The organism is Ideonella paludis, from assembly GCF_018069865.1.
Classification (GTDB): Bacteria; Pseudomonadota; Gammaproteobacteria; order Burkholderiales; family Burkholderiaceae_C; genus Ideonella; species Ideonella paludis.
In genome coordinates this window covers 112,234-137,984 of sequence record NZ_JAGQDG010000003.1, presented here as the reverse complement: position 1 = coordinate 137,984, position 25,751 = coordinate 112,234, and the positions used below count along the sequence as shown (strand labels likewise).

The 25,751-nt window shown below is 63.5% G+C and carries 25 protein-coding genes; 13 read left to right on the top strand and 12 right to left on the bottom strand.

Annotated features, from left to right (window positions below; all coding sequences use genetic code 11):
- Positions 1–152: 152 nt before the first annotated feature.
- Together KAK11_RS08405 and KAK11_RS08400 are read right to left on the bottom strand one after the other, a co-directional pair.
- A complete protein-coding gene (locus KAK11_RS08405) occupies positions 153–1,076 on the bottom strand; it encodes a LysR substrate-binding domain-containing protein (RefSeq protein WP_210808229.1) in 924 nt (307 codons plus the stop codon).
- A 3-nt stretch (positions 1,077–1,079) separates the two neighbouring features.
- Positions 1,080–2,936 carry an ABCB family ABC transporter ATP-binding protein/permease gene (locus tag KAK11_RS08400; RefSeq protein WP_210808227.1) on the bottom strand — a complete coding sequence of 619 codons (1,857 nt, stop codon included), beginning with the start codon at positions 2,934–2,936 and terminating at the stop codon, positions 1,080–1,082.
- Between the two features lie 61 nt (positions 2,937–2,997).
- Here KAK11_RS08400 and KAK11_RS08395 point away from each other — a divergent pair, with 61 nt between their 5' ends.
- Complete coding sequence (locus tag KAK11_RS08395; protein ID WP_210808225.1) at positions 2,998–3,447, top strand: acyl-CoA thioesterase; 450 nt, start codon at positions 2,998–3,000, stop codon at positions 3,445–3,447.
- Positions 3,448–3,450: 3 nt separating this feature from the next.
- Here the strand turns inward: KAK11_RS08395 and KAK11_RS08390 are convergent, their stop codons facing one another.
- Entirely contained in the window at positions 3,451–4,137 is a 687-nt protein-coding gene (locus tag KAK11_RS08390) for an SDR family oxidoreductase (protein ID WP_210808223.1), read from the bottom strand.
- 173 nt (positions 4,138–4,310) lie between these two features.
- Between KAK11_RS08390 and KAK11_RS08385 the strand changes: the two genes are divergently transcribed.
- On the top strand, positions 4,311–4,736 hold the full coding sequence (locus KAK11_RS08385; protein ID WP_210808221.1) for a hypothetical protein: 426 nt from the start codon (positions 4,311–4,313) through the stop codon (positions 4,734–4,736).
- 58 nt (positions 4,737–4,794) lie between these two features.
- Here the strand turns inward: KAK11_RS08385 and KAK11_RS08380 are convergent, their stop codons facing one another.
- The 8 genes from KAK11_RS08380 to KAK11_RS08345 all read right to left on the bottom strand — a co-directional run bounded on the left by KAK11_RS08380 (position 4,795) and on the right by KAK11_RS08345 (position 13,517).
- Positions 4,795–5,550, bottom strand: a complete 756-nt coding sequence (locus KAK11_RS08380) for an SGNH/GDSL hydrolase family protein (protein ID WP_210808219.1) — start codon at positions 5,548–5,550, stop codon at positions 4,795–4,797.
- A complete protein-coding gene (locus tag KAK11_RS08375) occupies positions 5,547–6,317 on the bottom strand; it encodes an enoyl-CoA hydratase (RefSeq protein ID WP_210808217.1) in 771 nt (256 codons plus the stop codon). The genes KAK11_RS08380 and KAK11_RS08375 overlap by 4 nt, the downstream gene beginning before the upstream one ends.
- A gap of 24 nt (positions 6,318–6,341) precedes the next feature.
- On the bottom strand, positions 6,342–6,860 hold the full coding sequence (locus tag KAK11_RS08370; RefSeq protein WP_210808215.1) for a DUF1569 domain-containing protein: 519 nt from the start codon (positions 6,858–6,860) through the stop codon (positions 6,342–6,344).
- A 6-nt stretch (positions 6,861–6,866) separates the two neighbouring features.
- On the bottom strand, positions 6,867–8,066 hold the full coding sequence (locus tag KAK11_RS08365) for an acetyl-CoA C-acyltransferase (RefSeq protein WP_210808213.1): 1,200 nt from the start codon (positions 8,064–8,066) through the stop codon (positions 6,867–6,869).
- 14 nt (positions 8,067–8,080) lie between these two features.
- The gene (locus tag KAK11_RS08360; protein ID WP_210808212.1) at positions 8,081–10,462 is read right to left on the bottom strand and encodes a 3-hydroxyacyl-CoA dehydrogenase/enoyl-CoA hydratase family protein; all 2,382 of its coding nucleotides are present in this window, start codon (positions 10,460–10,462) and stop codon (positions 8,081–8,083) included.
- Between the two features lie 69 nt (positions 10,463–10,531).
- The gene (locus KAK11_RS08355) at positions 10,532–10,963 is read right to left on the bottom strand and encodes a DUF2147 domain-containing protein (protein WP_210808210.1); all 432 of its coding nucleotides are present in this window, start codon (positions 10,961–10,963) and stop codon (positions 10,532–10,534) included.
- 44 nt (positions 10,964–11,007) lie between these two features.
- Positions 11,008–12,798 (bottom strand): acyl-CoA dehydrogenase C-terminal domain-containing protein, encoded by a 1,791-nt coding sequence (locus tag KAK11_RS08350; protein ID WP_210808208.1) that lies wholly within the window; start codon positions 12,796–12,798, stop codon positions 11,008–11,010.
- A 41-nt stretch (positions 12,799–12,839) separates the two neighbouring features.
- Positions 12,840–13,517: a TetR/AcrR family transcriptional regulator gene (locus KAK11_RS08345; protein WP_210808206.1), complete on the bottom strand. Its 678-nt coding sequence runs from the start codon at positions 13,515–13,517 to the stop codon at positions 12,840–12,842.
- Between the two features lie 290 nt (positions 13,518–13,807).
- Here KAK11_RS08345 and KAK11_RS08340 point away from each other — a divergent pair, with 290 nt between their 5' ends.
- The 11 genes from KAK11_RS08340 (at position 13,808) to KAK11_RS08290 (ending at position 23,704) form a co-directional block, all read left to right on the top strand.
- Positions 13,808–14,365, top strand: a complete 558-nt coding sequence (locus KAK11_RS08340) for an HNH endonuclease (RefSeq protein WP_210808204.1) — start codon at positions 13,808–13,810, stop codon at positions 14,363–14,365.
- A gap of 86 nt (positions 14,366–14,451) precedes the next feature.
- Positions 14,452–15,492 carry an MBL fold metallo-hydrolase gene (locus tag KAK11_RS08335; RefSeq protein ID WP_210808202.1) on the top strand — a complete coding sequence of 347 codons (1,041 nt, stop codon included), beginning with the start codon at positions 14,452–14,454 and terminating at the stop codon, positions 15,490–15,492.
- Positions 15,492–16,106 carry a class I SAM-dependent methyltransferase gene (locus tag KAK11_RS08330; protein WP_210808200.1) on the top strand — a complete coding sequence of 205 codons (615 nt, stop codon included), beginning with the start codon at positions 15,492–15,494 and terminating at the stop codon, positions 16,104–16,106. The genes KAK11_RS08335 and KAK11_RS08330 overlap by 1 nt, the downstream gene beginning before the upstream one ends.
- Positions 16,107–16,301: 195 nt before the next feature.
- The gene (soxC, locus tag KAK11_RS08325; protein WP_310737770.1) at positions 16,302–17,696 is read left to right on the top strand and encodes a sulfite dehydrogenase; all 1,395 of its coding nucleotides are present in this window, start codon (positions 16,302–16,304) and stop codon (positions 17,694–17,696) included.
- Positions 17,680–18,771, top strand: coding sequence for a c-type cytochrome (locus KAK11_RS08320; RefSeq protein ID WP_210808198.1), 1,092 nt, complete (start codon positions 17,680–17,682; stop codon positions 18,769–18,771). Before soxC ends, KAK11_RS08320 begins: the two co-directional genes overlap by 17 nt.
- Positions 18,772–18,842: 71 nt before the next feature.
- Positions 18,843–19,301: a thiosulfate oxidation carrier protein SoxY gene (gene soxY / locus KAK11_RS08315; RefSeq protein ID WP_210808196.1), complete on the top strand. Its 459-nt coding sequence runs from the start codon at positions 18,843–18,845 to the stop codon at positions 19,299–19,301.
- Positions 19,302–19,369: 68 nt separating this feature from the next.
- On the top strand, positions 19,370–19,681 hold the full coding sequence (soxZ, locus tag KAK11_RS08310; protein WP_210808194.1) for a thiosulfate oxidation carrier complex protein SoxZ: 312 nt from the start codon (positions 19,370–19,372) through the stop codon (positions 19,679–19,681).
- A 157-nt stretch (positions 19,682–19,838) separates the two neighbouring features.
- A complete protein-coding gene (gene soxA, locus KAK11_RS08305) occupies positions 19,839–20,633 on the top strand; it encodes a sulfur oxidation c-type cytochrome SoxA (protein WP_210808958.1) in 795 nt (264 codons plus the stop codon).
- Between the two features lie 16 nt (positions 20,634–20,649).
- The gene (soxX, locus tag KAK11_RS08300; RefSeq protein WP_210808192.1) at positions 20,650–21,303 is read left to right on the top strand and encodes a sulfur oxidation c-type cytochrome SoxX; all 654 of its coding nucleotides are present in this window, start codon (positions 20,650–20,652) and stop codon (positions 21,301–21,303) included.
- 102 nt (positions 21,304–21,405) lie between these two features.
- Entirely contained in the window at positions 21,406–23,142 is a 1,737-nt protein-coding gene (soxB, locus tag KAK11_RS08295; RefSeq protein ID WP_210808190.1) for a thiosulfohydrolase SoxB, read from the top strand.
- 181 nt (positions 23,143–23,323) lie between these two features.
- Positions 23,324–23,704 carry a hypothetical protein gene (locus KAK11_RS08290; RefSeq protein WP_210808188.1) on the top strand — a complete coding sequence of 127 codons (381 nt, stop codon included), beginning with the start codon at positions 23,324–23,326 and terminating at the stop codon, positions 23,702–23,704.
- A 925-nt stretch (positions 23,705–24,629) separates the two neighbouring features.
- On the opposite strand, the gene KAK11_RS08285 is transcribed toward KAK11_RS08290, so the two are convergent.
- The gene (locus KAK11_RS08285) at positions 24,630–25,736 is read right to left on the bottom strand and encodes a YeeE/YedE family protein (RefSeq protein ID WP_210808186.1); all 1,107 of its coding nucleotides are present in this window, start codon (positions 25,734–25,736) and stop codon (positions 24,630–24,632) included.
- Positions 25,737–25,751 lie beyond the last annotated feature (15 nt).

Here is a 25,751-nt window from a genome sequence, read left to right as displayed (position 1 = left end):
AAAACCCGTCATGTGCGGTGAACCCGCAGGCTTGAATGCACAAGCGCACACGTTGGGCGCGGACTGTAGCGGGCAGGCCTATACACCGCAAATGCCGTTTGAATGGAGGCCTATGCATTATGCGCATAGGTCATGAGGGTCAACCCTAGGCCTTAGGCCGCACCCCGACTTTGCTGGAGGAAATCCCAGAGTTCTTGCACCGCCGGCTTGCCGTGGCGCGCCGATTCGGGGCGCTCTCGGTAGATGCGCACCTCCATGGTGATTTCATAGTCGCTAGAGCCGGCCGCCACCAAGCGCTTGGCGCGCAATTCTTTACGCACCGAGCTGGCGGGCAGGAAGGCCAGGCCGTGACCTTCCAGGGCCATGGCCTTCAGGCCTTCGGCCATATCGGTCTCGTAAATCGGGTCCAGGTGCGGCGGGGTGGCGGCGTGTTTGATGATCTGCTCCACCAGACGCGCCATATACGCCCCAGAGGCATAGCTCAGCAGCGGCACCGGCGTGCGTGGGCTGCCCGGCATGCGGAACATGGGCTGCCCGGAAGCGTCGGCCTTGGTATAGGGCGCCAGCGTCTCTTGGCCCAGGGTCAGCATCTCGTAGCGGTCGGGCGAGAGCTGCAGCGGGTGAGTGGCGTGGTGATAGGCAATCAGCAGGTCGCAGCCGCCTTCGGTCAGGCGCATCACGGCATCGTGCACATTGAGCGCAATCAAGCGGGTTTTGACCTCGCCAAACTTCTGGCGCAAATCCATCAGCCAGTGGGGAAAGAAGGTGAAGGCCAGGGTGTGCGGCACCGCAAACTCGATCATGTCTTGCCCACCCACTTGGTGGCTGCGCATCATGTTGCGGGTGGCTTGCAAGCTGCCCAGGATCTCCAGCGCCTGTGCGTGAAAGGTCTCGCCCGCCGCCGTCAGGCGTGTGGGATAGGACGAGCGATCCACCAGGTCAATGCCCGCCCACGCCTCCAAGGCCTGGATGCGGCGCGAGAAGGCGGGCTGGGTGACGTGCCGCAACTGCGCCGAGCGCGAAAAGCTGCGGGTTTCGGCCAGGCTCACAAAGTCTTCAAGCCACTTGGTATCCATTGCTCAGCGTCCTTCATTGGGCACAGCAGCGGCCCCATCGCTGCCGTTTTCGGCGCTGTTTTGCAGCGCCCACATCCGAGCATAGCGCCCACCTCGGGCCAACAAGCTGGCGTGCGCACCGCGCTCCACAATCTGTCCGGCATCCATCACCAAAATTTCGTGGGCGTCCACCACCGTGGAGAGCCGATGCGCAATGACCAAGGTGGTTTTGCCGACGGAGGCACTGCGCAGCTCGCCTTGAATGGCGCGCTCGTTGGCGGAATCGAGCGCCGAGGTCGCCTCGTCAAAAATCATGATGGGTGGGTTCTTGAGCAGCGTCCGAGCAATGGCCACGCGCTGTTTTTCACCGCCGGAGAGCTTCAGCCCCCGCTCGCCCACCACGGTGTCATAGCCTTTGGGTTGGGCCACGATGAAGTCATGGATGCGCGCGGCCTGGGCCGCGGCTTCAATCTCGGCTTGGCTGGCGCCAGTACGCCCATAGCCAATGTTGTAGGCCACCGTGTCGTTGAACAGCACCGTGTCTTGGGGCACGATGCCAATGTGCCGGCGCAAGCTGTCTTGCGTGACGCTGCGAATGTCTTGGCCGTCAATGGTGATGCGCCCGCCGCTCACGTCATAAAAACGGTAGAGCAGCCGCGCCAGCGTGCTTTTGCCCGCGCCACTGGCGCCCACCACCGCCACGGTCTTGCCCGCCGGCACCTCAAAGCTCAGGCCTTGCAAAATGGGCCGCGCGGGGTCGTAGGCAAAGCTCACCTCTTCAAAGCGCACGGTGGCGCCTTGCACCTGCAGCGCGGCCGCCCCGGCCGCATCAGCCACCTCCCGCTCGCGCTCCAGCAGGCCAAACATCTTGTCCAGGTCGGCCAGGCTTTGCTTGATCTCGCGGTAGAGCACGCCCAAGAAGTTCATGGGGATGTAGAGCTGGATCAGCAGCGCATTGATCATCACCAGATCGCCCAGGGTCAGTCGCCCCTCCACCACGCCCGTGGTGGCGCGCCACAGCATGGCCAAGAGCGAGAGCGCAATGATCAGCTGCTGCCCGGTGTTGAGCAGCGACAGCGAGGTCTGCGACTGGATCTGCGCCTTGCGGTAGGCATCCAAGCCCTGGTCATAGCGCTGGGCCTCAAAAGCCTCGTTGTTGAAGTACTTCACCGTTTCATAGTTCAGCAGCGCGTCAATGGCGCGGCTGTGGGCCTTGGAGTCCAGCTCATTCATGCGGCGGCGAAACTGCGTGCGCCACTCCGTGACTGTCACCGTGAAGGCCACATACGCGGCCAGCGCCGCCAACGTGATCCACACAAAGCCCATGTCATAGGCCGACCCCAGCAGCACCAGCGCCAGCAGCAGCTCCACCGCCGTGGGCACGATGGTGTAGAGCGAGTAGGACACCAGCGACTGCAGCGCCCGCGTGCCGCGCTCGATGTCCCGCGTCATGCCGCCGGTTTGGCGCTCCAGGTGAAAGCGCAGGCTCAAGGCATGCAAATGCTGAAACACCTCCAGCGCAATCTGCCGTGCCGCGCCATGCGTGGCCTTGGCAAACACCAGCTCACGCAGCTCGGTGAACACCGAGGTGCCCAGGCGCAGCGCCGCATAAGCCACCAGCAGGCCCGCAGGGACCACCAGCAAGGCCTTGGGGTCAGTGTTGGACAGACTCAGGCTGTCCACCAACTGCTTGAGCAGCAGTGGCACCCCCAGGTTGGTGAGTTTGGCGGCCACCAAAAAGGTGAGCGCTGCCGCCACCCGCCAGCGATAGGGCCACAAATAGGGCAGCAGCCGCTTCAAGGTGGCCGCATCCGAGCGGGGTTCAGGGGTAGCTTGGGGGCCAGCAGGTATTTCTGCCGGGGCCGCACTCATTCGTCGCATCGTGAAAGAATCCTGCTCATCGAGCGCACCGGGTGCGCTTTCACATTTTCAGGACGCCGCCATGAGCCCCAACAGCCCCGACACACATCCCACTGCGGCCAGTGTGCCTCAAGCCACCCCCAGCCCGCTGGCCCTGCCCACCGACCGCGAGTTGGTGCTGCGCGTCATGCCCATGCCGGCCGACGCCAACGGCAATGGCGACATCTTCGGCGGCTGGATCATGGCCCAGGTCGACTTGGCCGGTGCGGTGCTGCCCATGCGCATCAGCCGCGGCCGCGTCGCCACGGTGGCGGTCAACCAATTTATCTTCAAGCAAGCGGTCTCGGTGGGTGACCTGCTGAGCTTCTATGCCCACGTCACGCGCGTCGGCAACACCTCAGTGTCGGTGCATGTGGACGTGTTCGCCGAGCGCAACCCGGCCAATCCGCAGATCGTCAAGGTCACCGACGCCGACCTGACCTATGTGGCAATTGATCGCGAGGGCAAGCCCCGGCCGGTGCCAAAGCCTTAAGCCCTATCGCCCCACCCAGCCCCCACACACCGGGAACACCTGGCCCACAAAGCAGTGGGCCGCGTCGCTGCACAGATAGGCCGCAAAAGCCGCGTCTTCCTCGGCAGACACCAAGCGGCCCAGCGGCACCTCGCGCTGCACCCGCTCTTGAAAGCGCGGGTTGGACTGCACTTCGGGCGGAAAGTAGGTCGGGTTGTCCACAAAATTTTGGGCAATGGCATTGACCTGCACCTGGTGCGGCGCCATCTCCACGCCCACCGCCTGCACATAGGCCAATTGCGCCCCGCGCGCGGCGCTGTAGGTCGAGGCGCGCTTCATGCCGCGCAGCGCCGCCGCGCTGCCCATCACCACGATCTTGCCGCGGCGACGCGCCTGCATCGCCGGCAGCACGGCCTTGAACAGCCACGGCAAAGGATGCACCAAGGCGGCAAACACGGCATCCCACTCGGCCTGATCCACCGCCGTCACCGGCGTACTCGGCGCTTCATAGGCCAGGTTGGCGACCAAGGCATCCAAGGCCCCCGCGCGGGCCACCACCTGCTGAACTTCATCGTCACTGGCCAGGGCCTCCGTGCTGGCCACGACCTCAGCACCTTGCTTGGCAAACACCTCGCAAAGGGCCGGGCCCATAAAGGCCTGGGCATGGGTGATCAGGACACGTTGGCCGGCCAAAGAAGTAGGGAAATTCATGTTGAGCCTCCTCAGCCCTACGGTAGCAAAAAAGCGGCGGGCGCTCTTGCCCGCCAAGCAAGCAGGCCGCAGTCACGCGCCAGCGCCCAGCCCTCAGGGTCTTCACGGGGATTATTGGTCTCTGGACCCCCTGCGCAGAAAATCTGCTGCGCACATCGCCACAAGGAGCCCCCATGCCCACAAAGCCCAAAACCTGGAAGGACAAATTGAAGGCCAAGCCCCCGCACACCGTGGTGCTGGACAAAGATTTTGCGGGCGTGCCTGCAGGATCACGCTTGTTAATTTCTTGCCCTGTGGAACTGGCAGACTACCTGCGCTCAAAAGTCCCGGCCGGCGAGACCCGGGAGGTGCAACAGGTGCGGCACGAACTCGCCGCCCTGCACGGTGCAGAGGCTACCTGCCCAGTGTCCACCGCCATTTTCCTGAGGACGGTGTCTGAAGCCGCCTGGGACGACATTCAGGCGGGTGTGCCGCTGCAACAGGTCACTCCGTTTTGGCGGGTGGTGGACCCGGGCTCGCCGCTGGCCAAAAAGCTGCGTGCCGGCAGCGAGTGGATCAGCCATCAACGGGCTGCGGAGCGGCAAGCCCTCGCGGACTGAGTGGCGGGCTCAGTCACATCCGTATCCACTGCACGACCAACGCGGCTCGGACGAACGCTCAGGCCACCAAGCCCTGATCCACCTCACCCTCATCCACCTGGGCGATGAAGCTCGCCAGGTGCTCGGCCCAGGCCGCATACCCCGCGCGGCCGGGGTGAAAGCCGTCGTCGGCCATCCATTGAGCGGCTGGGCCGGGCAGTGCCGGCAAGAAAGCGTGATGGCGGCCGGCGGCGCAGGAGACACGGCTGCGCGCGGCGGCGTCGAGCTTGCGGGCGTCGCGGCCCAGCACGCTGCGCAGCGGCCAAGGCAACAGCGGGAATTGGTCCATGGGCGGCAGAGCGCTGTGCAGGGTGTGGCGCAAGCCCAAGTGGGCGCGGCCCCAAGCGTCAATGGCGTCCAGGGTGTGTGTGAAGCGCGAGGCTGGGGTCTGAGCCACCGCGTCGTTGACGCCCACGATGACCAACATCCAGTCGGTAGGTTCGGGTGGGCTGGCTTGCAACTGAGCCAGCGCGTCGGCGGCCGTGTGGCCGGTTTGGGCCAGCAAGCGCCAAGCCACCGGGCGGGCCAGGCGGTGGGCCAAGGCAGCCGCCAAGGGTTGCGCCAAGGCTTGGTGTTGGTGCTCCACGCCCACCCCAGCAGCGGAGGAGTCTCCGAGCACCAGCAGCTTCAGCGGGTCACTTTCGACGTTAAAGCGCATCTCGGGCTCTTCCACGCCCTGCCGGGGGCCTGCCGCTTCTGGCAGGCGCAGCGCAGAGCGCCGCACTTGGCGGCCTTGCCAGAGCAGCAGCGGGGCGAGCGCGAGCTTGTCGATCACGAAAACTGCGAGAAGTCCGGCGCTCGCTTCTGGAAAAAGGCGGTGAAGGCCTCTTTGGCCTCTGGGCTTTGCAGACGCTGCGCAAACAGCGCGCCTTCCGTCTTGATGACCTGGGCGAGCTGCTCACGCTGCGGGCCCTTCATCAAACGCTTGGCCTCACGCACCGCAGCAGGCGGCAGTTGGTTGAAGCGCTCGGCCACGCGGCGAGCATGGTTCACCACCTCGGCGCCGGGCAGCACCGCATTGGCAATACCGCATTCCACCGCTTCATCCGGGGTGAAGGGGTCACCCAGCAGCAACTTGGGTGCAGCCTTCACATGGCCCATCAATTGCGGCACCAAGAGGCTGGACGCAAACTCGGGCACCAGCCCCAGGCTCACAAAGGGCATGGCCAGTCGGGCTTCGTCGCTGATGAAGACAAAGTCGCAGTGCAGCAGCAAGGTGGTGCCGATGCCAATGGCCGCGCCCGTGACGGCGGCCACCACGGGCTTGTCGCAGCCGATCAAGGCCTGCATGAACTCAAACACCGGCGCGGGCGAGCCATCGGCACGCGGGGGGCGCTGCATAAAGTCTTCGATGTCATTGCCCGAGGTGAAGATGCCAGGCTGGCCGGTGATCAGCACGGCCCGCACGCTGGGCTCAGATTGGGCCGAACGCAGGGCCTCCGCCATGGCGGTGTACATGGCCTGAGTCAGCGCGTTCTTCTTTTCGGGGCGGGCGATCTCAATCAGGGCCACGCCGTTGACCACCGCCGTTTTGATGCTCATAAGAATTCTCCGTTGGGGGACTGTTCACGCTGAGGCGACACGCTCGATCTCGCTCCAGTGGTTGCAAATGTGCAGGAGATGGGCTCGGGCGTAGCTGGCCTTGTCCAAATCCCCGTAGGCAAAGTGAGGCTGAAGCGCGCCGGTATGTTGCTCGAACTGGTCGATGGCACGGATCAGGCGCAGGCGCGCCTCGTCCAGCGACAGGGCGGGCGATAGATCGGGCGCACCCGGAATGGGCTGATCCAGCGGGTGGCTCATCTGGGCACGGGCGTCAAACCAGGCCCAGGCCGCGCTGCCCACACTGGCTCGGAACCACGCCGGCTTGAGCGCTGGGTAGCCCACGATCGAGTACTCGATGCTCTGTGCCGCGTGCGCCAGCACCTGCGCCAAAGTCCAGGGCCCGGTGCTGTGCAAGCCCGACAGGTCCACCAGCACTTCGCGCACCGCGCCCAGGCTGGCGAACCGCGGCGGCGGGGTGCTGCAGCCCGGCAGCACGGCAGCAGCCCCCAAGGCCAACACGGCGCGGCGCGGTGTGGTGCTCATGCGCGCTCAGAGAGCTTCGAAGATGCCCGCAGCGCCTTGGCCGGTGCCCACGCACATGGTCACCATGCCGTACTTCTGCTTGGTGCGGCGCAGGCCGTGGATGGTGGTGGCGGCACGGATGGCACCGGTGGCACCCAGCGGGTGGCCCAAGGCGATGGCGCCGCCCAGCGGGTTGACGACCTCTGGGTTCAGGTTCAGGGTGCGAATAACCGCCAGCGACTGCGCCGCAAAGGCTTCGTTGAGCTCGATCCAGCCCAGGTCTTCTTGCTTCAGGCCGGCATAGCCCAGCGCAGCGGGGATGGCCTCGATGGGGCCAATGCCCATGATCTCGGGGCGCACGCCGCGGCTGGCAAAGCTGACAAAGCGGGCCAACGGGGTCAAACCGAAGGTCTTGACCGCCTTTTCGCTGGCCAAGATGAGGGCACCGGCGCCGTCGCTGGTTTGCGAGCTGTTGCCTGCGGTGACCGAGCCCTTGGCCGCAAACACCGGGCGCAGCTTGGCCAGGCCTTCGAGCGAGGTGTCGGGGCGGGGGCCTTCGTCCAGGGTGACGGTGCGGCTGGAGGTGCTGATCTCACCGGTTTCCAGGTTCGGCGTGCGGGTGATCACATCGACCGGGCAGATCTCGGCCGCAAAGTGGCCGGCGGCCTGGGCCGCAATGGCGCGCTGATGCGAGGTCAAGGCAAAGGCGTCTTGGTCGGCGCGGGTCACATTCCACTGCTCGGCCACCTTCTCCGCCGTCAGGCCCATGCCGTAGGCAATGCCCACGTTGTCGTCGTCGGCAAACACGGCAGGGTTGAACGAAGGCTTGTTGCCGCCCATGGGCACCAGGCTCATGGACTCTGCACCACCGGCAATCATCACGTCGGCTTCGCCCACGCGAATGCGGTCGGCCGCCATCTGGATGGCCGTCAGACCCGAGGCGCAGAAGCGGTTGATGGTGACACCGCCCACCGAGTGCGGCAGGCCCGCCAGGGCCACGGCCACGCGGGCCATGTTCATGCCTTGTTCGCCCTCGGGGAAGGAGCAGCCAATGATGGCGTCTTCAATGGCCTTGGGGTCCAGCGTGGGCACTTGACCCAGGGCGCTGCGCAGCGCGGTGATCAGCAGATCGTCCGAACGCGTGTTCTTGAAATAGCCCCGGCCCGAACGGCCGATGGGCGTCCGGCTGGCCGCAACGATGTAGGCTTCTTGCACTTGCTTGGTCATGATGTGTTCCTTGATCAGTTGCGGACCGGTTTACCGGTCGAAAGCATGCCCATGATCCGCTCTTGCGTCTTGGGGTGCTCCAGCAGGCCGCAGAAGTGCTTGCGCTCCAGCGCCATCAGGTATTCCTCGGTCACCAGGGTGCCGGCGTCCACGTCGCCACCGCACACCACATCGGCGATCAGGCTGGCAATGTGGAAGTCGTGTTGGCTGATGAAGCCGCCGTCGCGCATGCCCACCAACTGAGCCGTGATGGTGGCTTTGGCATTGCGCCCGGCCACCGGGAAGCTGAGCTTGGCTGGTGCGCGATAGCCCGCATTGGCCAAGGCCTTGGCTTGGCTGATGGCGACATAGAGCAGCTCATCCTTGTTGGGCACCACCACATCGCTGTCCAGCAGGTAGCCGATCTTGCGGGCTTCCAGTGCGCTGGTGGCCACGGTGGCCATGGCGGCGGCTTGGAAGCCGTCTTTCAAGAAGGCCAGCGGGTCGAGTGACGGCGCTGCGGCGCCCACTTCGGCCGCACGGCGGGCGATGTAGGTCAGGCCACCGCCGCCGGGCAGCAGGCCTACGCCGACTTCGACCAAGCCCACATAGCTTTCCATCGCGGCCACGCGCTGGCTGCAATGCACGGCCAGCTCGCAGCCGCCGCCCAAGGCCAGGCCGCGCATCGCAGCAATGGTGGGCACGCTGGCATAGCGGAAGCGCAGCATCATGTCTTGCAGCTTTTTCTCTTCCGGTGCAATGCCCTTGGCGCCCAGCTTCATGAAGACGGGCATCAGCGACTCCAGGTTGGCACCGGCCGAGAACACATCGTCCGGGCTCCAGACCACCAGGCCTTGATAGCCGGCTTCGGCAATCTCCAGGGCCTTGAGCAAGCCGTCGGTGACGGTGGGGCTGATGAGGTGCAGCTTGGCCGTGATGCTGGCGATGACGACCTCGCCGTCCAGCGTCCAGACCCGCACTTCCTCGTTCTTGAACAGCTCGGTCCCCGACTTCAGCGGGTCCACCGCGCCGCTGCCGCCCACGCTTTCAGGGAAGTGCTGACGGGCATAAACGGGCAGGCTGGAGCGCGGAAGGTACTTGCCTTGGGCGGCGGACCACGAGCCCTCTGGCGTGTGCACGCCAGTGCGGCCGTCAAACACCCAGGCCGGCAGCGGCGCATTGCACAGGGCCTTACCCGCATCAATGTCTTCCTTGACCCAGGTGGCCACTTGCTGCCAGCCGGCTTCTTGCCACAGCTCGAAGGGGCCTTGCTTCATGCCAAAGCCCCAGCGCATCGCGAAGTCCACTTCGCGAGCGGAGTCGGCAATGTCGGCCAGGTGCACAGCCACATAGTGGAAGCTGTCGCGCAGAATGGCCCAGACAAACTGGGCTTGCGGGTTGCTGGATTCACGCAGCAGCTTCAAGCGCTCGGCCGCTGGCTTCTTCAAGATGCGCTCAACGATGGTGTCAGCCTTGCCGCCCGAAGGCACATAGCTGGCCGTGGCCGCATCCAGGCGCAGGATGTTCTTGCCTTCCTTCTTGTAGAAGCCGGCACCGGCCTTTTGACCCAAGGCGCCCTTGGCGATCAAGCCCGACAGCACCGCCGGCGTGGCATAGCTGGGGTAGAAGGGGTCAGCCTGCAAATTGTCTTGCAGGGTCTTGATGACATGGGCCATGGTGTCCAGGCCCACCACGTCGGCGGTGCGGAAGGTGCCGGAGCTGGCGCGGCCCATCTTCTTGCCCGTCAGGTCGTCCACCACGTCCACGCTCAGACCAAACTTCTCGGCCTCATGGATGGTGGCCAACATGCCGGCAATGCCCACGCGGTTGGCGATGAAGTTGGGCGTGTCCTTGGCACGCACCACGCCCTTGCCCACGGTAGAGGTGACAAAGGCTTCCAACTGGTCGAGCACCGACGCTTCGGTCGTGGGGGTGGGGATCAACTCCACCAGGTACATGTAGCGCGGTGGGTTGAAGAAGTGGATGCCACAAAAGCGCGGCTTCAGGCTCTCGGGCAGGGCTTCGGCCAGCTTGCTGATGGACAGGCCGGAGGTGTTGGAGGCCACGATGGCGCCCGGCGCCACAAAGGGGGCGATCTTGCTGTAGAGGTCCAGCTTCCAGTCCATGCGCTCGGCAATGGCCTCGATGATCAGGTCGCAGTCCTTGAGCAGCTCCAGGTGCTCTTCATAGTTGGCCGGCTGGATGCGGGACGCATGCTCGGCCACACCCAGGGGCGCGGGCTTGAGCTTCTTCAGGTTCTCGATGGCCTTGAGCGCGATGCCGCTCTTGGGGCCTTCTTTGGCGGGCAGGTCAAACAAGACCACCGGCACTTTGACGTTGACCAAATGGGCCGCAATCTGCGCGCCCATGACGCCGGCGCCGAGCACGGCCACCTTGCGAGGGTTGAATTTGCTCATGTGTGTTCCAGAACGGTAGGCAAAAGCGGTGCGCCCGGCTGGGCCGCACCACAGAGTCTCATGTCCGCTTTATTCGACGCGGATCCAAATTTGATTGCGATGGAAGGGGCCGACATAGCCACGCACTTCCAGCTTCTTGCCGCCCTCCAGGGGCTTCATGCGCAGGCGGTAGGTCTTGCCGTTGTTGGGGTCGAGGATTTCGCCGCCTTCCCACAGCTCTTTGTCGTCGCCTTGCTTGGCATTGCGGATGATGGTCATGCCCACCACGGGCTTGCCCTTGCGGTCATCGGTGCAGGCCTCGCAGACGGCATTGGCCTTGGTGGGGTCCGCGATCTTCTCGACCTTGCCGCTGAGCACCCCGCCCGCATCACTGATGCGCACCAAGGACTTCTCTTGCTTGGTCTCATCGTCAATGGTGCGCCACAAGCCCACCGGGTTGGCTTGGGCCCAGGCGGTGGCACTCAGAACAGACAGGGCCAGTGCAGTGAGGGTGGTCTTCATGAGAGGTCTCCTGGTCGGGTAGAAGGATGAAGGGGATGCAAGGCTCAGAACAAGGCTTCGTCCATGGCCATCAACGGGGCCACACCCGCACGCGCGGTGCGGATGAGGCTGGCCGTCTCTGGCAAGAGCTTGGCGAAGTAGAAGCGGATGGTATGCAATTTCGCGGTGTAGAAGGGATCACCGGAGTTCTGCTTGTCCAGCGCGATCTTGGCCATGCGAGCAAACAGGTAGGCAAAGGTCAGGTGGCCCACCACGCGCAGGTAGTCCACCGCCGCGCCGCCCACTTCGTCCGCATTGCCAAAAGCCTTCATGCCCAGCTCGGTGGTCAGCTTGGTGACTTTGTCGCCCAGGTCGGCCAGCGGGTTGATGAACTCTTGCATGTCTTCGCGCACGCCTTCTTCTTCGACGAACTCGGCGATCTTCTTGCCAAAGGCCTTCAGCTTCTTGCCGTTGTCGCCCAGGATCTTGCGGCCCAACAGGTCCAGCGATTGCACGGTGTTGGTGCCCTCGTAGATCATGTTGATGCGGGCATCGCGCACATACTGCTCCATGCCCCACTCGTGGATGTAGCCGTGGCCGCCAAACACCTGCATGCAGTGCGAGGTGGCGAGCCAGCCGTTGTCGGTCAGGAAGGCCTTGATGATGGGCGTCAGCAGCGCCACTTCGTCAGCGGCTTCTTTGCGCACGTCTTCGTCGGGGTGGCTCAGCTCTTTGTCGAGCTGCACCACGGTGTAGACGGCCAGTGCGCGGCCCCCTTCGGCAAAGGCGCGGGCCGTCAGCAGCATCTTGCGCACATCGGGGTGCACGATGATGGAGTCGGCCGGCTTGTCGGGCGACTTGGGGCCGGTGAGTGAGCGCATCTGGATGCGGTCTTTGGCATAGGCCACGGCGTTCTGGTAGGCCACTTCGGTCAGGCCCAAGGACTGGTTGCCCACGCCCAAGCGAGCGGCATTCATCATCACGAACATCGCGGCCAGGCCCTTGTGCGGCTGGCCCACCAGGGTGCCCACCGCGCCGTCCAGAATCATCTGGCAGGTGGCGTTGCCGTGGATGCCCATCTTGTGCTCCAGCGCGCCGCAGTGGATGGCATTGCGCTCGCCCAGGCTGCCGTCGGCCTTGATGTGGAACTTGGGCACGATGAACAAGGAGATGCCCTTGGAGCCGGCCGGTGCATCGGGCAGGCGAGCCAGCACCAAGTGGACGATGTTCTCGGCCAGATTGTGCTCGCCGGCGCTGATGAAGATCTTCTGGCCGGTGATCTTGTAAGTGCCATCAGCCTGCGGTTCGGCCTTGGTGCGCAGTAGCCCTAAATCGGTGCCGCAATGCGGCTCGGTCAGGCACATGGTGCCGGTCCACTCACCGCTGACCAGCTTGGTCAGGTAGAGGCGCTTTTGATCTTCGGTGCCGTGGGCGTGCAGGCACTCATAGGCGCCGTGCGACAGGCCCGGGTACATGGTCCAGGCCTGGTTGGCGCTGTTGAGCATTTCATAGAAGCACTGGTTGACCGTGTGCGGCAGGCCTTGGCCACCGTATTCCGGGTCGCAGCTCAGAGCGGGCCAGCCGCCTTCCACATACTTGGCATAGGCCTCTTTGAAGCCGGTGGGTGGGGTGACCTCGTGGGTGACCTTGTCCAGCTTGCAGCCTTCGGCATCGCCGCTGATGTTCAGAGGAAAGAGCACCTCGGCGGCAAATTTGCCGCCCTCTTCCAACACCGCGTTGATGGTGTCGGCGTCGATGTCGGCGTGGGCCGGCATTTGCTTGAATTCGCTGCTCACGTCCAGCAGCTCGTGCAACACGAATTGAAGGTCGCGCAGAGGTGGAGTGTACTGGGCCATGGTGTGCTCCTGTCGAAAAAAGGGTCAGCGCCGCTGCCGGCTCAAGGGGTGGGACGGGTGAAAGCTCGCACCACCGGGGCGGTGGGTGCGGGCTCGGCGTAATCGCGGATGGTTCGGGCAAATGCGCGGCGGGCGCGCTCGACGGCGCCGGGGTTGCGCAAGAAGCGCGCGTCGTGGTGCAGGGCCAAGATCAAGCCATGCAGTTCGAACAGCAGTTGCTCAGGGTCGGTGTCGGGCTGCAAGTCGCCGGTGTCGATGGCTTGCAAGATGGCTTTGGCCAGCGCGGATTGCCAAGCTTTGACCATGCTGGCCAAGGCGTCGCGCACGGGGCCGGGGCGGTCGTCGAACTCCACAGCCCCGCTGATGTAGATGCAGCCAGAGTCGATTTCCACCGAAACGCGCTTGACCCAGTTCTCAAACAGGGCCGTCACGCGGGGCAGACCGCGCTTCTCGCGAATCGCGGGGAAGAAAACTTCTTCTTCGAACTTGGTGTGGTACTCGCGGATCACCGAGATCTGCAGTTCCTCGCGCGAGCCAAAGTGGGCGAACACGCCCGACTTGCTCATGCCGGTGACCTCGGCCAAAGCGCCGATGGACAAACCCTCCAAGCCCATGTGGGAGGCCAAGCCCAGCGCGGCCTCCAAGATGGCGGCGCGGGTCTGCTGGCCTTTGTGCAAGGTGCGCGACGAGCTGCGACGGGTGCTGGCGGAGGTGTTCACTGGCGTGTTGTCGGACAAAGAGAGCAAATCTGAAACGAACGGTCGTGCTATTTTGCAGAACTCGTGGCGTTTGGCGAGCCCTCAACCCTGTTTATTTCTAGGGTTCTCGGCCTAATGCGCTGCAGCCAAGGGTTTTCCCTGGTCGCTCGGTCGATGGTGGCCGTGGCCGCCAAAGTGTCTTGAGCCTGTCATCGGCAAAGCGCTATGCTCAAGCCTGATGCGCCAAGGTCAGCGCGGAGGCGCATCGCGTGCCCCCCTATCCGCGTCAATGCTCAAGGAGCATGTTTGCGATGGATGTCTTGCAACTCGACATTTCTGGTCGCCCTCAGGCTTGGATGACGGTGCGTCAAGCGGCGCTGCTGTATGCCTCCGACGCGATTGCCTGGACGCTGGGCGACCCCTGCCAAGTGCTGCGCGGCGGGGTGCAACGCAGCACGGGCTTGAACTCCCGCATCGAGGTCCACGCCATCATCGCCGTCAAGGGCGCCATCCCGGCTAGGGCCTGGCGGGTGAACCCGGCGCTGACCAATCCCAAGTTGTTTGCGCGGGATCGCCAAGTCTGCGCCTACTGCGGCCATCGCTTCCATCTCGACGACCTGACTCGCGAGCACATCGTCCCCGTCTCACGCGGCGGTGAAGACAGTTGGATGAACTGCATCACCGCCTGCCGCGGCTGCAACGGCCACAAAGGCAACCGCCTGCCTGAAGAGGCGCGCATGAGCCTGCTCTATCTGCCTTATGTGCCCAGCCTGCATGAAGACATGATCTTGCGCGGCCGGCGCATCTTGTCGGACCAAATGGAGTTCTTGCTGGCCAGCGTGCCGCGGGGCAGCCGGCTCCACGGCTGAGGGTGGACAGGGCCGGAGTCTGAGGTACAGACGCCTTGCTTTAATCGGTGTATGCTTATTTATAAGTCAAAGCCGATGGAACCACCATGCTGCCCGCCTCGCCCTCCCCTGATGCTTCGTCGCGCCGTCACCTGCTCAAGCAATGGGGCCGCTTCGGACTGGCGGCCACGGCCGCACTGAGCCTGCCCCCCGTGCTGCAAGCCGCCCAGAGTGCGGCGGATTTCATCCGCGGGCCAGCGGTACCCGACTATCCGCTCAAGCGCTTGAGCCCACGCGTGAGCATGGTCTGGACGCCCGACGGCTTTCCCACCCCAGAGAACCGCGGGATGATGGCCAACATCAGCTTCATCGAGACCAGCGCCGGCGTGGTCGTGGTGGACACCGGGGCCTCGGTTCAGATTGGTGAAATGGCCATTCGCCGCTTGCGCAGCTTCAGCAGCAAGCCCGTGGTGGCGCTGATCAACACCCATTTCCATGGCGACCATTTCTTGGGCAACCAAGCCTTTGTCGACGCGTTCGGCAAGGCGCTGCCCATCTATGCCCACCCCTTCAGCCGCGAGTACATCTCAGGTGCTGCAGGCAATATGTGGCGCAGCATGATGGAGCGTTGGACCAACGGCGCCACTGCCGGCACCGAGTTGGTCGTGCCTACGCACAACGCCGTGCACGGTCAGGAACTCCAATTCGGCGACACGGTGCTGCGTGTCCACCACTATGGCGTGGCCCACACCCCGGGCGATATCTGCGTGGAGGTGGTGCAAGACAAAGTGGTGATGGTGGGCGATGTGGCGATGAACCGCCGGATTGCCAATATGGACGAAGGGAGCTACTTGGGCAGCCTGAAGACCATGGCTGAGTTGACGCGCAACACTCAAGCCAAGCTGTGGGTGCCCGGCCACGGCGACGCCTCGGCCACCTTGCTGGCCGAACAGAGTGAGTTGTTTGAAGGCATCTACCGCCCCTGCGAACAGGCGGTCAAGGCAGGCCAAGACGAAGCCGCCGCTAAAGCCCGCGTGCTGGCTGACCCGCGGGTGATGAAGCATGCCAAACACACCCAGGGCTGGGACAGCAATATCGGCAAATACATCAGCTTGGCCTATCTGGAAGCCGAGAAAGAAGCGTTTTGATGCAAAGCTTTTGGAACGAACGGTTCGCTGCGCCGGGCTACAAATACGGCACCGCCCCCAACGCCTTCTTGGTGGAGCAAGCCGCCGCCTGGCCTGCCGCACAAACCGTGCTGGCCGTGGGCGACGGCGAAGGGCGCAACGGCGTGTGGCTGGCTGAGCAAGGGCACCAGGTGTTGGCGGTGGACTATGCCCAGGCCGGGCTGGACAAGGCCCTGGCACTCGCCAAGACGCGTCACCTTGAGCCCAGCCGCTATGCCACGCTGTGTGCCGACCTCGCCACTTGGCGGCCGGCGCCGGACAGCGCTGACGCCGTGATCCTGATCTATTGCCACCTCGCCTCTGCGCTACGCCGCCCCGCCCACCGCCACTTGGCGCAAAGCCTCAAACCCGGCGGCCGCTTGGTGCTGGAGGCTTTTCACCCGGCGCAAAAGGGCCGCCCCAGCGGCGGCCCGCAGGATGTGGACATGCTCTACACCCTGGCCGACCTGCGTGCCGACTTTGCGAGCGAACTCAACGAGGTGCTGGGCTGGGAAGGCGAAGTGACGTTGGACGAAGGCCCGGGCCACCAAGGGCCTGGCCTCGTCACCCGCTTTGTAGGTATCCGGCCTGAGTGAGTGCTGTCAAGCCCGGCACCTTGATCTGGCGCATGGTTTGCGCGCCACAAAACCCACGACGCGCGACACGCCAACCGGCTTCATCAGTGTTTTCACCAGCTTCGCGTCAGGCACTTGGCCTTAATATCTGTTTTTGCTTATTTATAGATTTTTGCCTTGGCCTGCCAAGGCTGCGCTATCCACCAAGGAGCGACTGTGCAACGCGACGACGATCTCATCTTGCGGCCTGACGGCGCCTCGGGTCGCCTGATCAAGGCCCCGGAAAACTTTTTGGACGCCGACGGCGTCCGCACCGTGTTTGCCGAAGGCAAGCAAGGTCGTCGCGGCTTCATCCGCCACGCCTTTGCGGCCGCCGCCGCCACCGGCCTGGCGGCGACAGCTCGCGCGCAATCCAACCCGGTGTCGGGCGATGGCGACCCCAACATCCTGACCTTGCCCGAGCACAGCAAGGGCCTGGGCCAACCGGTCGTGACCGATGGCTACGGCAAGCCCTCCAAGTACGAGGCCAATGTGCAGCGCCGCCAAAGCCCGGGCCTGACGCAGACCGCGCAAGCCTCGGTGTCCTTTGCGCCCTTGCAGTCGCTGTTCGGCATCGTCACGCCCTCGGGCCTGCACTTTGAGCGACATCACCAAGGCTGGTGGGACATCGACCCCTCCAAGCATCGCCTGATGATCAACGGCTCGGACGCCAGCCTGCTGAAGACCCCCAAGGTCTTCACCATGGACGAGCTGATGCGCCTGCCCTCGGTGTCGCGCTTCCACTTTATTGAGTGTGGCGCCAACACCGGCATGGAGTGGGGCAATGTAGCGGTGCCGACCGTGCAGTACACCCACGGCATGATCAGCTGCAGCGAATTCACCGGCGTGCCGCTGAAGATCTTGCTGGACATGTGCGGCGTCGATTACAAGCGCGCCCGCTTTGTGCTGGGCGAAGGCGCGGATGGCTCCTCCATGACCCGCACGGTGCCGATGGAGTTGATCGAGTCCGGTGAAGTCTTTGTGGCCTACGGCCAGAACGGCGAGATGCTGCGTCCCGAGAACGGCTACCCGCTGCGGCTGGTCGTGCCCGGCGTGCAAGGCGTGAGCTGGGTCAAGTACCTGCGCCGCATTGAGGTGGGCGATAAGCCCTATGGCACCAAAGACGAGGCCGTGCATTACATCGACCTGATGAAGGACGGCCTGCATCGCCAGTACACCAGCACGCAGGAATGCAAGAGCGTGGTGACCACGCCCTCGGGCGGTCAGGTCTTGCTGGACAAGGGCTTCTACAACATCTCGGGCTTGGCCTGGTCGGGCAAGGGCAAGATCAAGCGTGTGGATGTCTCGGTGGATGGCGGCCGCAACTGGCGCACCGCGCGCCTGGAGGGCCCGGTGATGAGCAAGGCGCTGACGCGCTTCAACATCGACTGGAGCTGGGATGGCAAGCCCGCCATCATCCAAAGCCGCGCCATGGATGAAACCGGCTATGTGCAGCCCAGCTATCAGCAAACCCGCGCGGTGCGTGGCACCCGCTCGATCTATCACAACAACTCCATCCAATCCTGGCTGGTCCAGGAAAGCGGCGAGGTGAAGAATGTCCAGCTCTCCTAAGACAAGCACCATGCGCGCACGCCTGACATGGGCCCTGGCGATGGCCACCCTGAGTACTGCGTCGCTGGCTCAGTCCACCGCCTATCCCGGCGTCGGCCGCCCCGCCACGCCCAAGGAAGTGGCCGCCTGGGACATCGACGTCCGCCCCGACTTCAAAGGCTTGCCCAAGGGCTCGGGCTCTGTGGCCAAAGGCCAAGATGTGTGGGAGGCCAAGTGCGCGTCTTGCCATGGCGTGTTTGGCGAGGCCAATGAAGTCTTCTCACCACTGGTGGGCGGCACCACAGCCGATGACGTCAAAACTGGCCGCGTCGCCAAGCTGATGGACCCGACCTTCCCCGGCCGCACCACCTTGATGAAGGTCTCCACCGTCTCCACGCTGTGGGACTACATCAACCGCGCCATGCCCTGGACGGCCCCGAAGTCTCTGACCACCGAAGAGGTCTACGGCGTCACGGCCTATCTGCTGAACATGGGCGGCATCGTGCCGGACAACTTCGTGCTGTCTGACAAGACCATCGCCGAGGCCCAAGCCCGCATGCCCAACCGCAACGGTATGACCACCGACCACGCGATGTGGCCGGGCAAGGGCATCGGGCACAACAAGCCCGACGTGCAAGCCAAGGCCTGCATGAGCGACTGCGCGCCGGAAGCCAAGGTGGGCTCCTTCTTGCCCGCCTTTGCCCGCAACAACCACGGCAACTTGGCTGAGCAAAACCGCCTGGTGGGGCCGCAGCGCGGTGCCGACACCACCCAGCCTGAAGGTGCCGCGCCGGCCAAGGCCGCTCCGGCTGCAGCCCCCAAAGCTGCCGATGCAGGCAGCGCCGCCGCATTGGCGCTGATCAACAAGCACACCTGCGTGGCCTGCCACGGCGTGGAGAGCAAGCTGGTCGGCCCAGGCTTTCGTGAAGTCAGCAAGAAGCTGGCCGGCAAAGCGGACGCTGTGGACTACCTGAGCGCCAAGATCAAGGCGGGCGGTGTGGGGGTGTGGGGCCAGATCCCCATGCCTGCACAAACCTTGCCCGACGCGGACGCGCGAGCCATCGCCCAGTGGATCGCAGACGGCGCCAAGAAGTAAACCTACCCTCGCCTCTATTCGTGTATTGCGATAGAGTCAAACTGATCACCGCCAACCCTAGGAGTTGTGAAATGCAAACCCGTCGTCAAATGCTCGCGCACAGCGCGACCGTCGCTGGCCTGATGGCCGCCGCAGGCCTCTTGCCTGCCTCTGCCATGGCTGCCTGGAATGGCGGCGCTTTTGAAGCCAAGAACATGGCCGACCTGATGAAGGCCCTGGGCGGCAGCGCGCCTGCAGAGAGCAAGGACGTCACGGTCACCGGCCCCGACATTGCCGAGAACGGCGCCGTGGTGCCCGTGGGCGCCTCGACCAGCCTGCCTGGCGTCAAGCGCTTGCTGATCCTGATCGAGAAGAACCCCTCGATGCTGGCCGCCTCATTCGATGTGACCGACGCTGTCGAAGCCAACGTCGCGACCCGCGTCAAGATGGGTCAATCGTCCGACGTGTTTGCCGTGGCCATGATGAACGACGGCAAGGTGCTGTTTGCCAAGAAGGAAGTCAAGGTCACCTTGGGTGGGTGTGGCGGTTAAGGCCAAGCCCCTGACTGTGGACCACCAGCATCCTCATTTGTTAGCACTCAATTTTCTAGGAGCCCCTCATGGCTGATCCGATGCGCATTCGCGCCCAAGCTTCCGGCGACAAGACCACTGTTCGCGTTCTCATGAGCCACGAAATGGAAACCGGCCTGCGCAAAGACGCAGCAGGCAAGGTGATCCCCGCTTGGTTCATCCAAGAGCTCTCTGCCAGCCTCAATGGCAAGGTGGTGATGACCTCTCAGTTTGGCCCGTCCGTGTCCAAGAACCCCTTCCTGCAGTTCACGATCAAGGGTGCCAAGGCCGGTGACAAAGTGGCCGTGACCTGGACCGACAACAAGGGCGACAAGCGCACCGACGAAGCCACCGTCAGCTGAGCCCCACGCTGCCGCACTCGACCACCCGCCACGGCGGGTGGTCGTGCATGAGACAAGCCCCAAGAACACGCACTCCGGAGACAAGCCGTCCATGTCCAAGCTCACGCTCACACCGCGTCCTTCAAGCGCAACATCAGGCCTTCTTCGCCTTCTGCCCATGGGCCTGGGGCTGATGGCGGGCCTCTCCGGTCTGACAGCCTTGCCGGCCGCCGCGCAAAAGTCCGCCGCAGATGGCATTGCCGAGTACCGCGCCATGTTGGCCGACGGCAACCCCGCAGAGTTGTTTGAAGCCAAAGGCGAAGACCTCTGGAAGCAAAAGCGTGGGCCTAAGGCCGCCTCTCTGGAAAAGTGCGACCTGGGCAAAGGCCCGGGCGTCGTCAAGGGTGCGTGGGTCGAATTGCCGCGCTACTTTGCCGACACCCAGCGCGTGCAAGACCTGGAGTCTCGCCTGCTGACCTGCATGGAGACCTTGCAAGGCTTTGACGCCAAGAAGATTGCCGCCACACCTTTTGGTAGAGACGAGCAAAAAACCATGGAGGCCCTGGCCGCCTGGATCTCCGGCGAATCCAAAGGGTTGCGGATGGCCTTGCCTCAAAGTCATCCGGCTGAAAAGCAGATGTACGAGATGGGCAAGCGCGCCTTCTTCTTCCGGGGCGGCCCGATGGACTTTGCCTGCGCCACCTGCCACGGCGAGGCCGGCAAGCGCATCCGCCTGCAAGACCTGCCCGACCTGCGCAGCAACCCCGGTGACGGCATCGGCTTTGCGGCTTGGCCCGCCTACCGAGTCTCGAGTGGCGAGATGTGGAGCATGCAGCGCCGCTTGAACGACTGCTATCGCCAGCAGCGCTTCCCCTACCCCGGCTTTGCCTCGGACGTCACCATCGCACTGAGTGTGTACATGGGCGTGAACGCCAAGGGTGCCGAGAGCATCACCCCCGCCATCAAGCGCTGATCTGCCAGGAGTCACCATGAAGACCTTTTTCAAAGCACATCGCTGGGCTCTCGGTGCGGTGGCGGCCGCCGCACTGGCGGGCTGCGCCTCTATGCCTTCAGAGTCTGAGTTGGCCGCTCAGTTCTCCCAGATGATGAACACCTCCTTCCGCGACGAAGGCATCGCCAAGCTGGACCGCATTCAGCAAGAGCCCTCGCAAGCAGCCTGCTCCACCGGCACCGCGCCGGATGAGGCCACCACCAAGAAAATCGAAACCGCTGCACTGGCCACCATCAAGCCGCCTAGCGACGGCAAGTATCTTGGTGACTGGAAAGAGGGCGAAAAGCTGGCCCAAAACGGCCGGGGCATGACCTGGACCGACAAGAGCACCGCCGCTTCTGCCAACGGTGGCAATTGCTATAACTGCCACCAAATCAGCAAGGCGGAGATCTCCTTTGGCACCATCGGCCCTAGCCTCTACAACTACGGCAAGCTGCGCGGCGTGAGCAACCCCAACGACCCGGCCTCCAAGCCCATCGTGGAGTACACCTGGGGCAAGCTCTACAACGGCTGGGCCTATAACGCCTGCTCCAACATGCCTCGTTTTGGGCACAAGGGTTTGCTGGATGAGGGCCAGATGAAGCACATCATGGCCTTGCTGCTGGACCCGGCCTCGCCCGTCAATCAATAAACCCCAAGTCACTGTTCCCGGGCGCCGTGAGGGGCTTCGCCACAAGCGAAGTCGAGTGCAATCACGGCGCCCGCATCACTCTGCCCCACGTGAAAGTCCGTCATGAATATCAGTAAGCGCGAATTTATGCAGGTGCTCAGCGCCGCCTCTGTGGCCGGCATGGGTTTGGGCCGATGGGCCGATGCCGACGCGGCAACCGCCCAAAAAGGCTTGTACGACCTGCCACGGTTCGGCAACGTGTCCTTCTTGCACATGACGGACTGCCATGCGCAGCTCAAGCCCATTTACTTCCGCGAGCCCAGCGTCAATCTCGGCATTGGGAGCATGCAAGGCAACCTGCCGCACTTGGTGGGCGAGCATTTGCTCAAGGTCATGGGGGCACGCCCCAACACCGATCTGGCCCATGCCTTCACTTACATGGACTTTGAAAAAGCCGCCCGCCGCTACGGCAAAGTGGGTGGCTTTGCGCATTTGGCCACCTTGGTGAAGATGATGAAGGCCAGCCGCCCCGGTGCTTTGCTGCTGGACGGTGGTGACACCTGGCAGGGCTCGGCCACCTCCTTGTGGAGCGATGCCCAAGACATGGTCGACGCCTGCAAGGCCTTGACCGTGGATGTGATGACCGGCCACTGGGAGTTCACCTATGGCATGGAGCGTGTCAAAGAGATCATCGACAAAGACTTCAAGGGCAAGCTGAGCTTCGTCGCGCAAAACGTCAAGACGAATGACTTTGGCGACCCGGTGTTTGAGCCCTATGTGATGCGCGAGATCAATGGCATCTCTTGCGCCATCATCGGCCAGGCCTTCCCTTACACGCCGATTGCCAACCCGCGCTACATGGTGGCGGACTGGGGCTTTGGCATCCAAGACGAGAACATGCAGAAGATGGTCGACGAAGCGCGCGGCAAGGGCGCCAAGGTCGTCGTCGTGATCTCGCACAACGGCATGGACGTGGACTTGAAGATGGCCAGCCGGGTGCGGGGCATTGACGCCATCTTTGGCGGCCACACCCACGACGGCGTGCCCGTGGCCATCCCCGTCAGCAATGCTGGTGGCAAGACCTTGGTCACCAATGCCGGCTCCAACGGCAAGTTTTTGGGCGTGATGGACTTTGAGGTGAAGGACGGCAAGGTGGTGGACTTCCGCTACAAGCTCTTGCCCGTCTTTGCCAACCAGCTCAAGGCCGACCCCGAGATGGACGCCCTGATCACCAAGATTCGCAAGCCCTATGAGACCAAGCTGGCCGAAAGGATGGCCGTCACCGATGGCTTGCTCTACCGCCGTGGCAATTTCAACGGCAGTTGGGACCAACTCATTTGCGATGCCTTGATGGACGTGCAAGGCGCCGACATCGCCTTCTCACCGGGCTTCCGCTGGGGCACCACCCTCCTGCCAGGTGATGTGATCACCCGCGAGTTGATGATGGACCAGATCGCCATCACCTACCCCTATGTCACGCTGACCGAGATGACCGGCACACAGATCAAGGGCATTCTGGAAGACGTGGGCGACAACCTCTTCAACCCCGACCCCTACTACCAACAAGGCGGCGACATGGTGCGCGTGGGCGGCTTGGCCTATACCTGCACACCGGGCGAGAAGATGGGCAGCCGCATCTCAGACATGCGCCTCAAAGGCAAGGTCTTGGAAGCAGACAAAAAGTACAAGGTCGCGGGCTGGGCCCCGGTGGCCGAAGAAGCCAAGACCATGCCCGGTGTGAAGCCGATCTGGGACGTGATGGAGACCTGGTTCAAGTCGCAGGGCGGCCGGGTCAACCCGCGCACCATCAATACGCCCAAGTTGGTGGGTGTGCAGGGCAACCCGGGTATGGCTGCCTGAGGCCTCAGGGTCTGACCAAGCGCGCCGCGTGTGCGCTCGCTCAACTGGTTCAACATTCGGCTGGACTACAGCACAGGGGTGCTGGGTTCAGCCGAGTTTTTGATGCTGTACATTCATGCAGCTCAAGGAGCACAGAGCTAGCAAGCAAGCCACTCTCCGGGGGGGAACAGATGACCAACTTATGGAGCAGCACCCAACTTATAGAGGAGAACTTGCTCTGTACATTACGTTCGGCATCGTGAAACCCGCACTTCTCTTCACCGTCGAGCTGGCGTTCCAGATCAAGAATCGCGGATGCGTACTTGCGCCTGGACCGAATGCGAATTGGGCCGGTCCACCGGTCAGAGTCGGCAGCCCAATCCTCCTGCGGATGCCCGACGGCGGTGAGATCCGATCGCACATCCGAGGCCTGGAGCATCTCAACTACGGAAGTCGACGCCCGGAAAAGCTGACGTTGCCGATCCTGCTCCCGGCGCCGATCACAAAGGAGCAAGTTCCGCCGGGAACCGAGGTGCACTTGCTTCAACCGGACGTCGGCGACGAGAGCAACGGCGATGCCTAACTTGGCGTTCGAACCGACGCTATGCGCCTCGCGGCCCTGCGGCGCATAGCGCGGCTCAACTAAGACGTTAGACACCAGAAATACATCGGGCTGGTATGAATTTGGTCGACGTCACTGCTGACACAATTTTCTATCGTGCGCCAGATGGGCGAATCGTGTTTCGCCCGTGGGGAAAACGAGGCTCTTGCTTTGTGCTGAGCGAGGAGCAGCGCGTTGTTCGCGCAAGGGTTCAGCTCTTGTACTACGCAATTATGTTTTGCGTACTCACGTACTACCTCGACGATTTCTCCATCTTGCAGTTGCTAGGCGTCGGTATGCCACTCTTCGTGGGCGGAAACTGTGTTCTCTTCTGGCTCTTCTCGCGCGGACTACCGTTGACTTCTCCACCTGAAAAGCCATCGCCGGAGTACGTGAGAACTTTGACCGAAAGGAATACAAAAGCCTTTGGTCGGCCGCTACTCTGGGTCATGCTGCTCTGTTCGCTTGCTTTCGTCTTTTGCGGTGTTCTTATAGCTGTATTAGGTGGGCCACTAGATACCGCCCTTGTGAGCATCTTGTTCTTTGGGGCTTGCACGGTGGTCTTTTGGCACAGGCTATGGAGGAGGTAGATCGTGTGCGCAAAAACTGGTGTCTAACGAATAAGAGCTAGGTCGCGCGCAGCGAAGCGAAGCCGCGACCTGAGCCGTTTGTTGGGATTTGCCCGGTCAGACGGAGATGAGGGTGTTGCCGCTGTAGATTGATCCGAGCCTGGATCGGCGGTGAGCAGCCCAAATGCTCTGTGCGAGCGGGCCGCTGATGATCTCCTGCAAGGGGCCACGGACGCGGCCTGGGTTGGAGAGGCCTCAAGCCTTGATTTGGATGAATGCCAACTTCGGCAGAGCCTAGGTTTGGTGCTTACCGCATTTGCCAAGCCCGACCCTCAGGCTCAAGGGCTGACGTAGCCCGGCTCCATAAAGGTCTTGCTGGTGGGCTTGGCCTCTTCGACACGACGATCAACCAAGTAGTCAGTGACCGCCGCTGCGGCCCAGATGGCCGCCAAAGTGACCCAAGAGGTCAGCGTGAAAACCGCAGCCCCAGACACCCCAGCCCCCACCGCACAGCCCCCTGCCAACATGCCGCCAAAGCCCATCAGCATGGCCCCGGCGATGTAGCGGCGCATGGCCTGTCCGCCTTGAAAGCCTTCCAGCTTCAACTCGCGCCACAGCAAGGCCGAGATGAAAGAGCCCAGGAACACACCGGGCACCAGCCCCAGGTCGAACTTGAGGGGTTGGCCCGGGGGGCTCAAGACCAGCATCAGCACATCGGCCGAGGGGCCGGTGAAGGACAAGGCCTGGATGGGGATGATGGTGTCAAAGGCCAGGCGGCTCTCTTGGTAGGTCAACAGCCAAGCCACCGCCACCATGGCACCGACACCGACCGCACCGAACCAGCCCCAGAAGCGCACGCCCTGGCGTTTGGCCCACCACAAGGCTGCCGCCAACCACACCGCGCCAAACAGGGCACCGCCGACGTGGCCGATGCCGGTCAAGGCGATGATGTCGCGCGCCGTGCCGCCCTCCACCGTCCACCAGCCGGCAATGGTCTGGCGCACGGGCGACAGCATGCCGGTCAAGGCGGCCTGCGCGGTCACCGCAAACACCAAGCCCGAGAGCAAGGCGCGCAAGTTGCCTTGGGCCGCCAAAACCAGCAGGCGGCTGGAGCAGCCGCGTGCCAAGATCATGCCCACGCCGAACATCGCACCCCCCACCACGGCGCCGGAGAGGCTGCCGCGGGCCGAGAGTTGGCGCGCCTCGCGCACATCCAGCCAGCCCATCAGAATGAAGATCTGGGTCAGCAGCACGGCGGTGGCGAAGGCAAAGAGCCAGACGGTGAGCTTGCCCTCGCGGGTGCCCCGCGCAAACTCAATGGCCGCAGACCGCAGGCAAAAGCGCGAGCGGTGCGCAAAAAAGCCAAACAGCAGCCCGATCAGGCCGCCGGTGAGGGTGATGGTCCACATCTCCCCCCAGCGGCTCATCAGTGATTCCAGTCCCATGGCCAGGGTTCTTTC

Coding starts and splice junctions, on each gene's coding strand:
- KAK11_RS08405 (WP_210808229.1), bottom strand. CDS start 1,076: ATGGATACCAAGTGGCTTGAAGACTTTGTGAGCCTGGCCGAAACCCGC.
- KAK11_RS08400 (WP_210808227.1), bottom strand. CDS start 2,936: ATGCGACGAATGAGTGCGGCCCCGGCAGAAATACCTGCTGGCCCCCAA.
- KAK11_RS08395 (WP_210808225.1), top strand. CDS start 2,998: ATGAGCCCCAACAGCCCCGACACACATCCCACTGCGGCCAGTGTGCCT.
- KAK11_RS08390 (WP_210808223.1), bottom strand. CDS start 4,137: ATGAATTTCCCTACTTCTTTGGCCGGCCAACGTGTCCTGATCACCCAT.
- KAK11_RS08385 (WP_210808221.1), top strand. CDS start 4,311: ATGCCCACAAAGCCCAAAACCTGGAAGGACAAATTGAAGGCCAAGCCC.
- KAK11_RS08375 (WP_210808217.1), bottom strand. CDS start 6,317: ATGAGCATCAAAACGGCGGTGGTCAACGGCGTGGCCCTGATTGAGATC.
- KAK11_RS08370 (WP_210808215.1), bottom strand. CDS start 6,860: ATGAGCACCACACCGCGCCGCGCCGTGTTGGCCTTGGGGGCTGCTGCC.
- KAK11_RS08365 (WP_210808213.1), bottom strand. CDS start 8,066: ATGACCAAGCAAGTGCAAGAAGCCTACATCGTTGCGGCCAGCCGGACG.
- KAK11_RS08360 (WP_210808212.1), bottom strand. CDS start 10,462: ATGAGCAAATTCAACCCTCGCAAGGTGGCCGTGCTCGGCGCCGGCGTC.
- KAK11_RS08355 (WP_210808210.1), bottom strand. CDS start 10,963: ATGAAGACCACCCTCACTGCACTGGCCCTGTCTGTTCTGAGTGCCACC.
- KAK11_RS08350 (WP_210808208.1), bottom strand. CDS start 12,798: ATGGCCCAGTACACTCCACCTCTGCGCGACCTTCAATTCGTGTTGCAC.
- KAK11_RS08340 (WP_210808204.1), top strand. CDS start 13,808: ATGGATGTCTTGCAACTCGACATTTCTGGTCGCCCTCAGGCTTGGATG.
- KAK11_RS08335 (WP_210808202.1), top strand. CDS start 14,452: ATGCTGCCCGCCTCGCCCTCCCCTGATGCTTCGTCGCGCCGTCACCTG.
- KAK11_RS08330 (WP_210808200.1), top strand. CDS start 15,492: ATGCAAAGCTTTTGGAACGAACGGTTCGCTGCGCCGGGCTACAAATAC.
- KAK11_RS08320 (WP_210808198.1), top strand. CDS start 17,680: ATGTCCAGCTCTCCTAAGACAAGCACCATGCGCGCACGCCTGACATGG.
- soxY (WP_210808196.1), top strand. CDS start 18,843: ATGCAAACCCGTCGTCAAATGCTCGCGCACAGCGCGACCGTCGCTGGC.
- soxZ (WP_210808194.1), top strand. CDS start 19,370: ATGGCTGATCCGATGCGCATTCGCGCCCAAGCTTCCGGCGACAAGACC.
- soxA (WP_210808958.1), top strand. CDS start 19,839: ATGGGCCTGGGGCTGATGGCGGGCCTCTCCGGTCTGACAGCCTTGCCG.
- soxX (WP_210808192.1), top strand. CDS start 20,650: ATGAAGACCTTTTTCAAAGCACATCGCTGGGCTCTCGGTGCGGTGGCG.
- soxB (WP_210808190.1), top strand. CDS start 21,406: ATGAATATCAGTAAGCGCGAATTTATGCAGGTGCTCAGCGCCGCCTCT.
- KAK11_RS08290 (WP_210808188.1), top strand. CDS start 23,324: ATGGAGCAGCACCCAACTTATAGAGGAGAACTTGCTCTGTACATTACG.
- KAK11_RS08285 (WP_210808186.1), bottom strand. CDS start 25,736: ATGGGACTGGAATCACTGATGAGCCGCTGGGGGGAGATGTGGACCATC.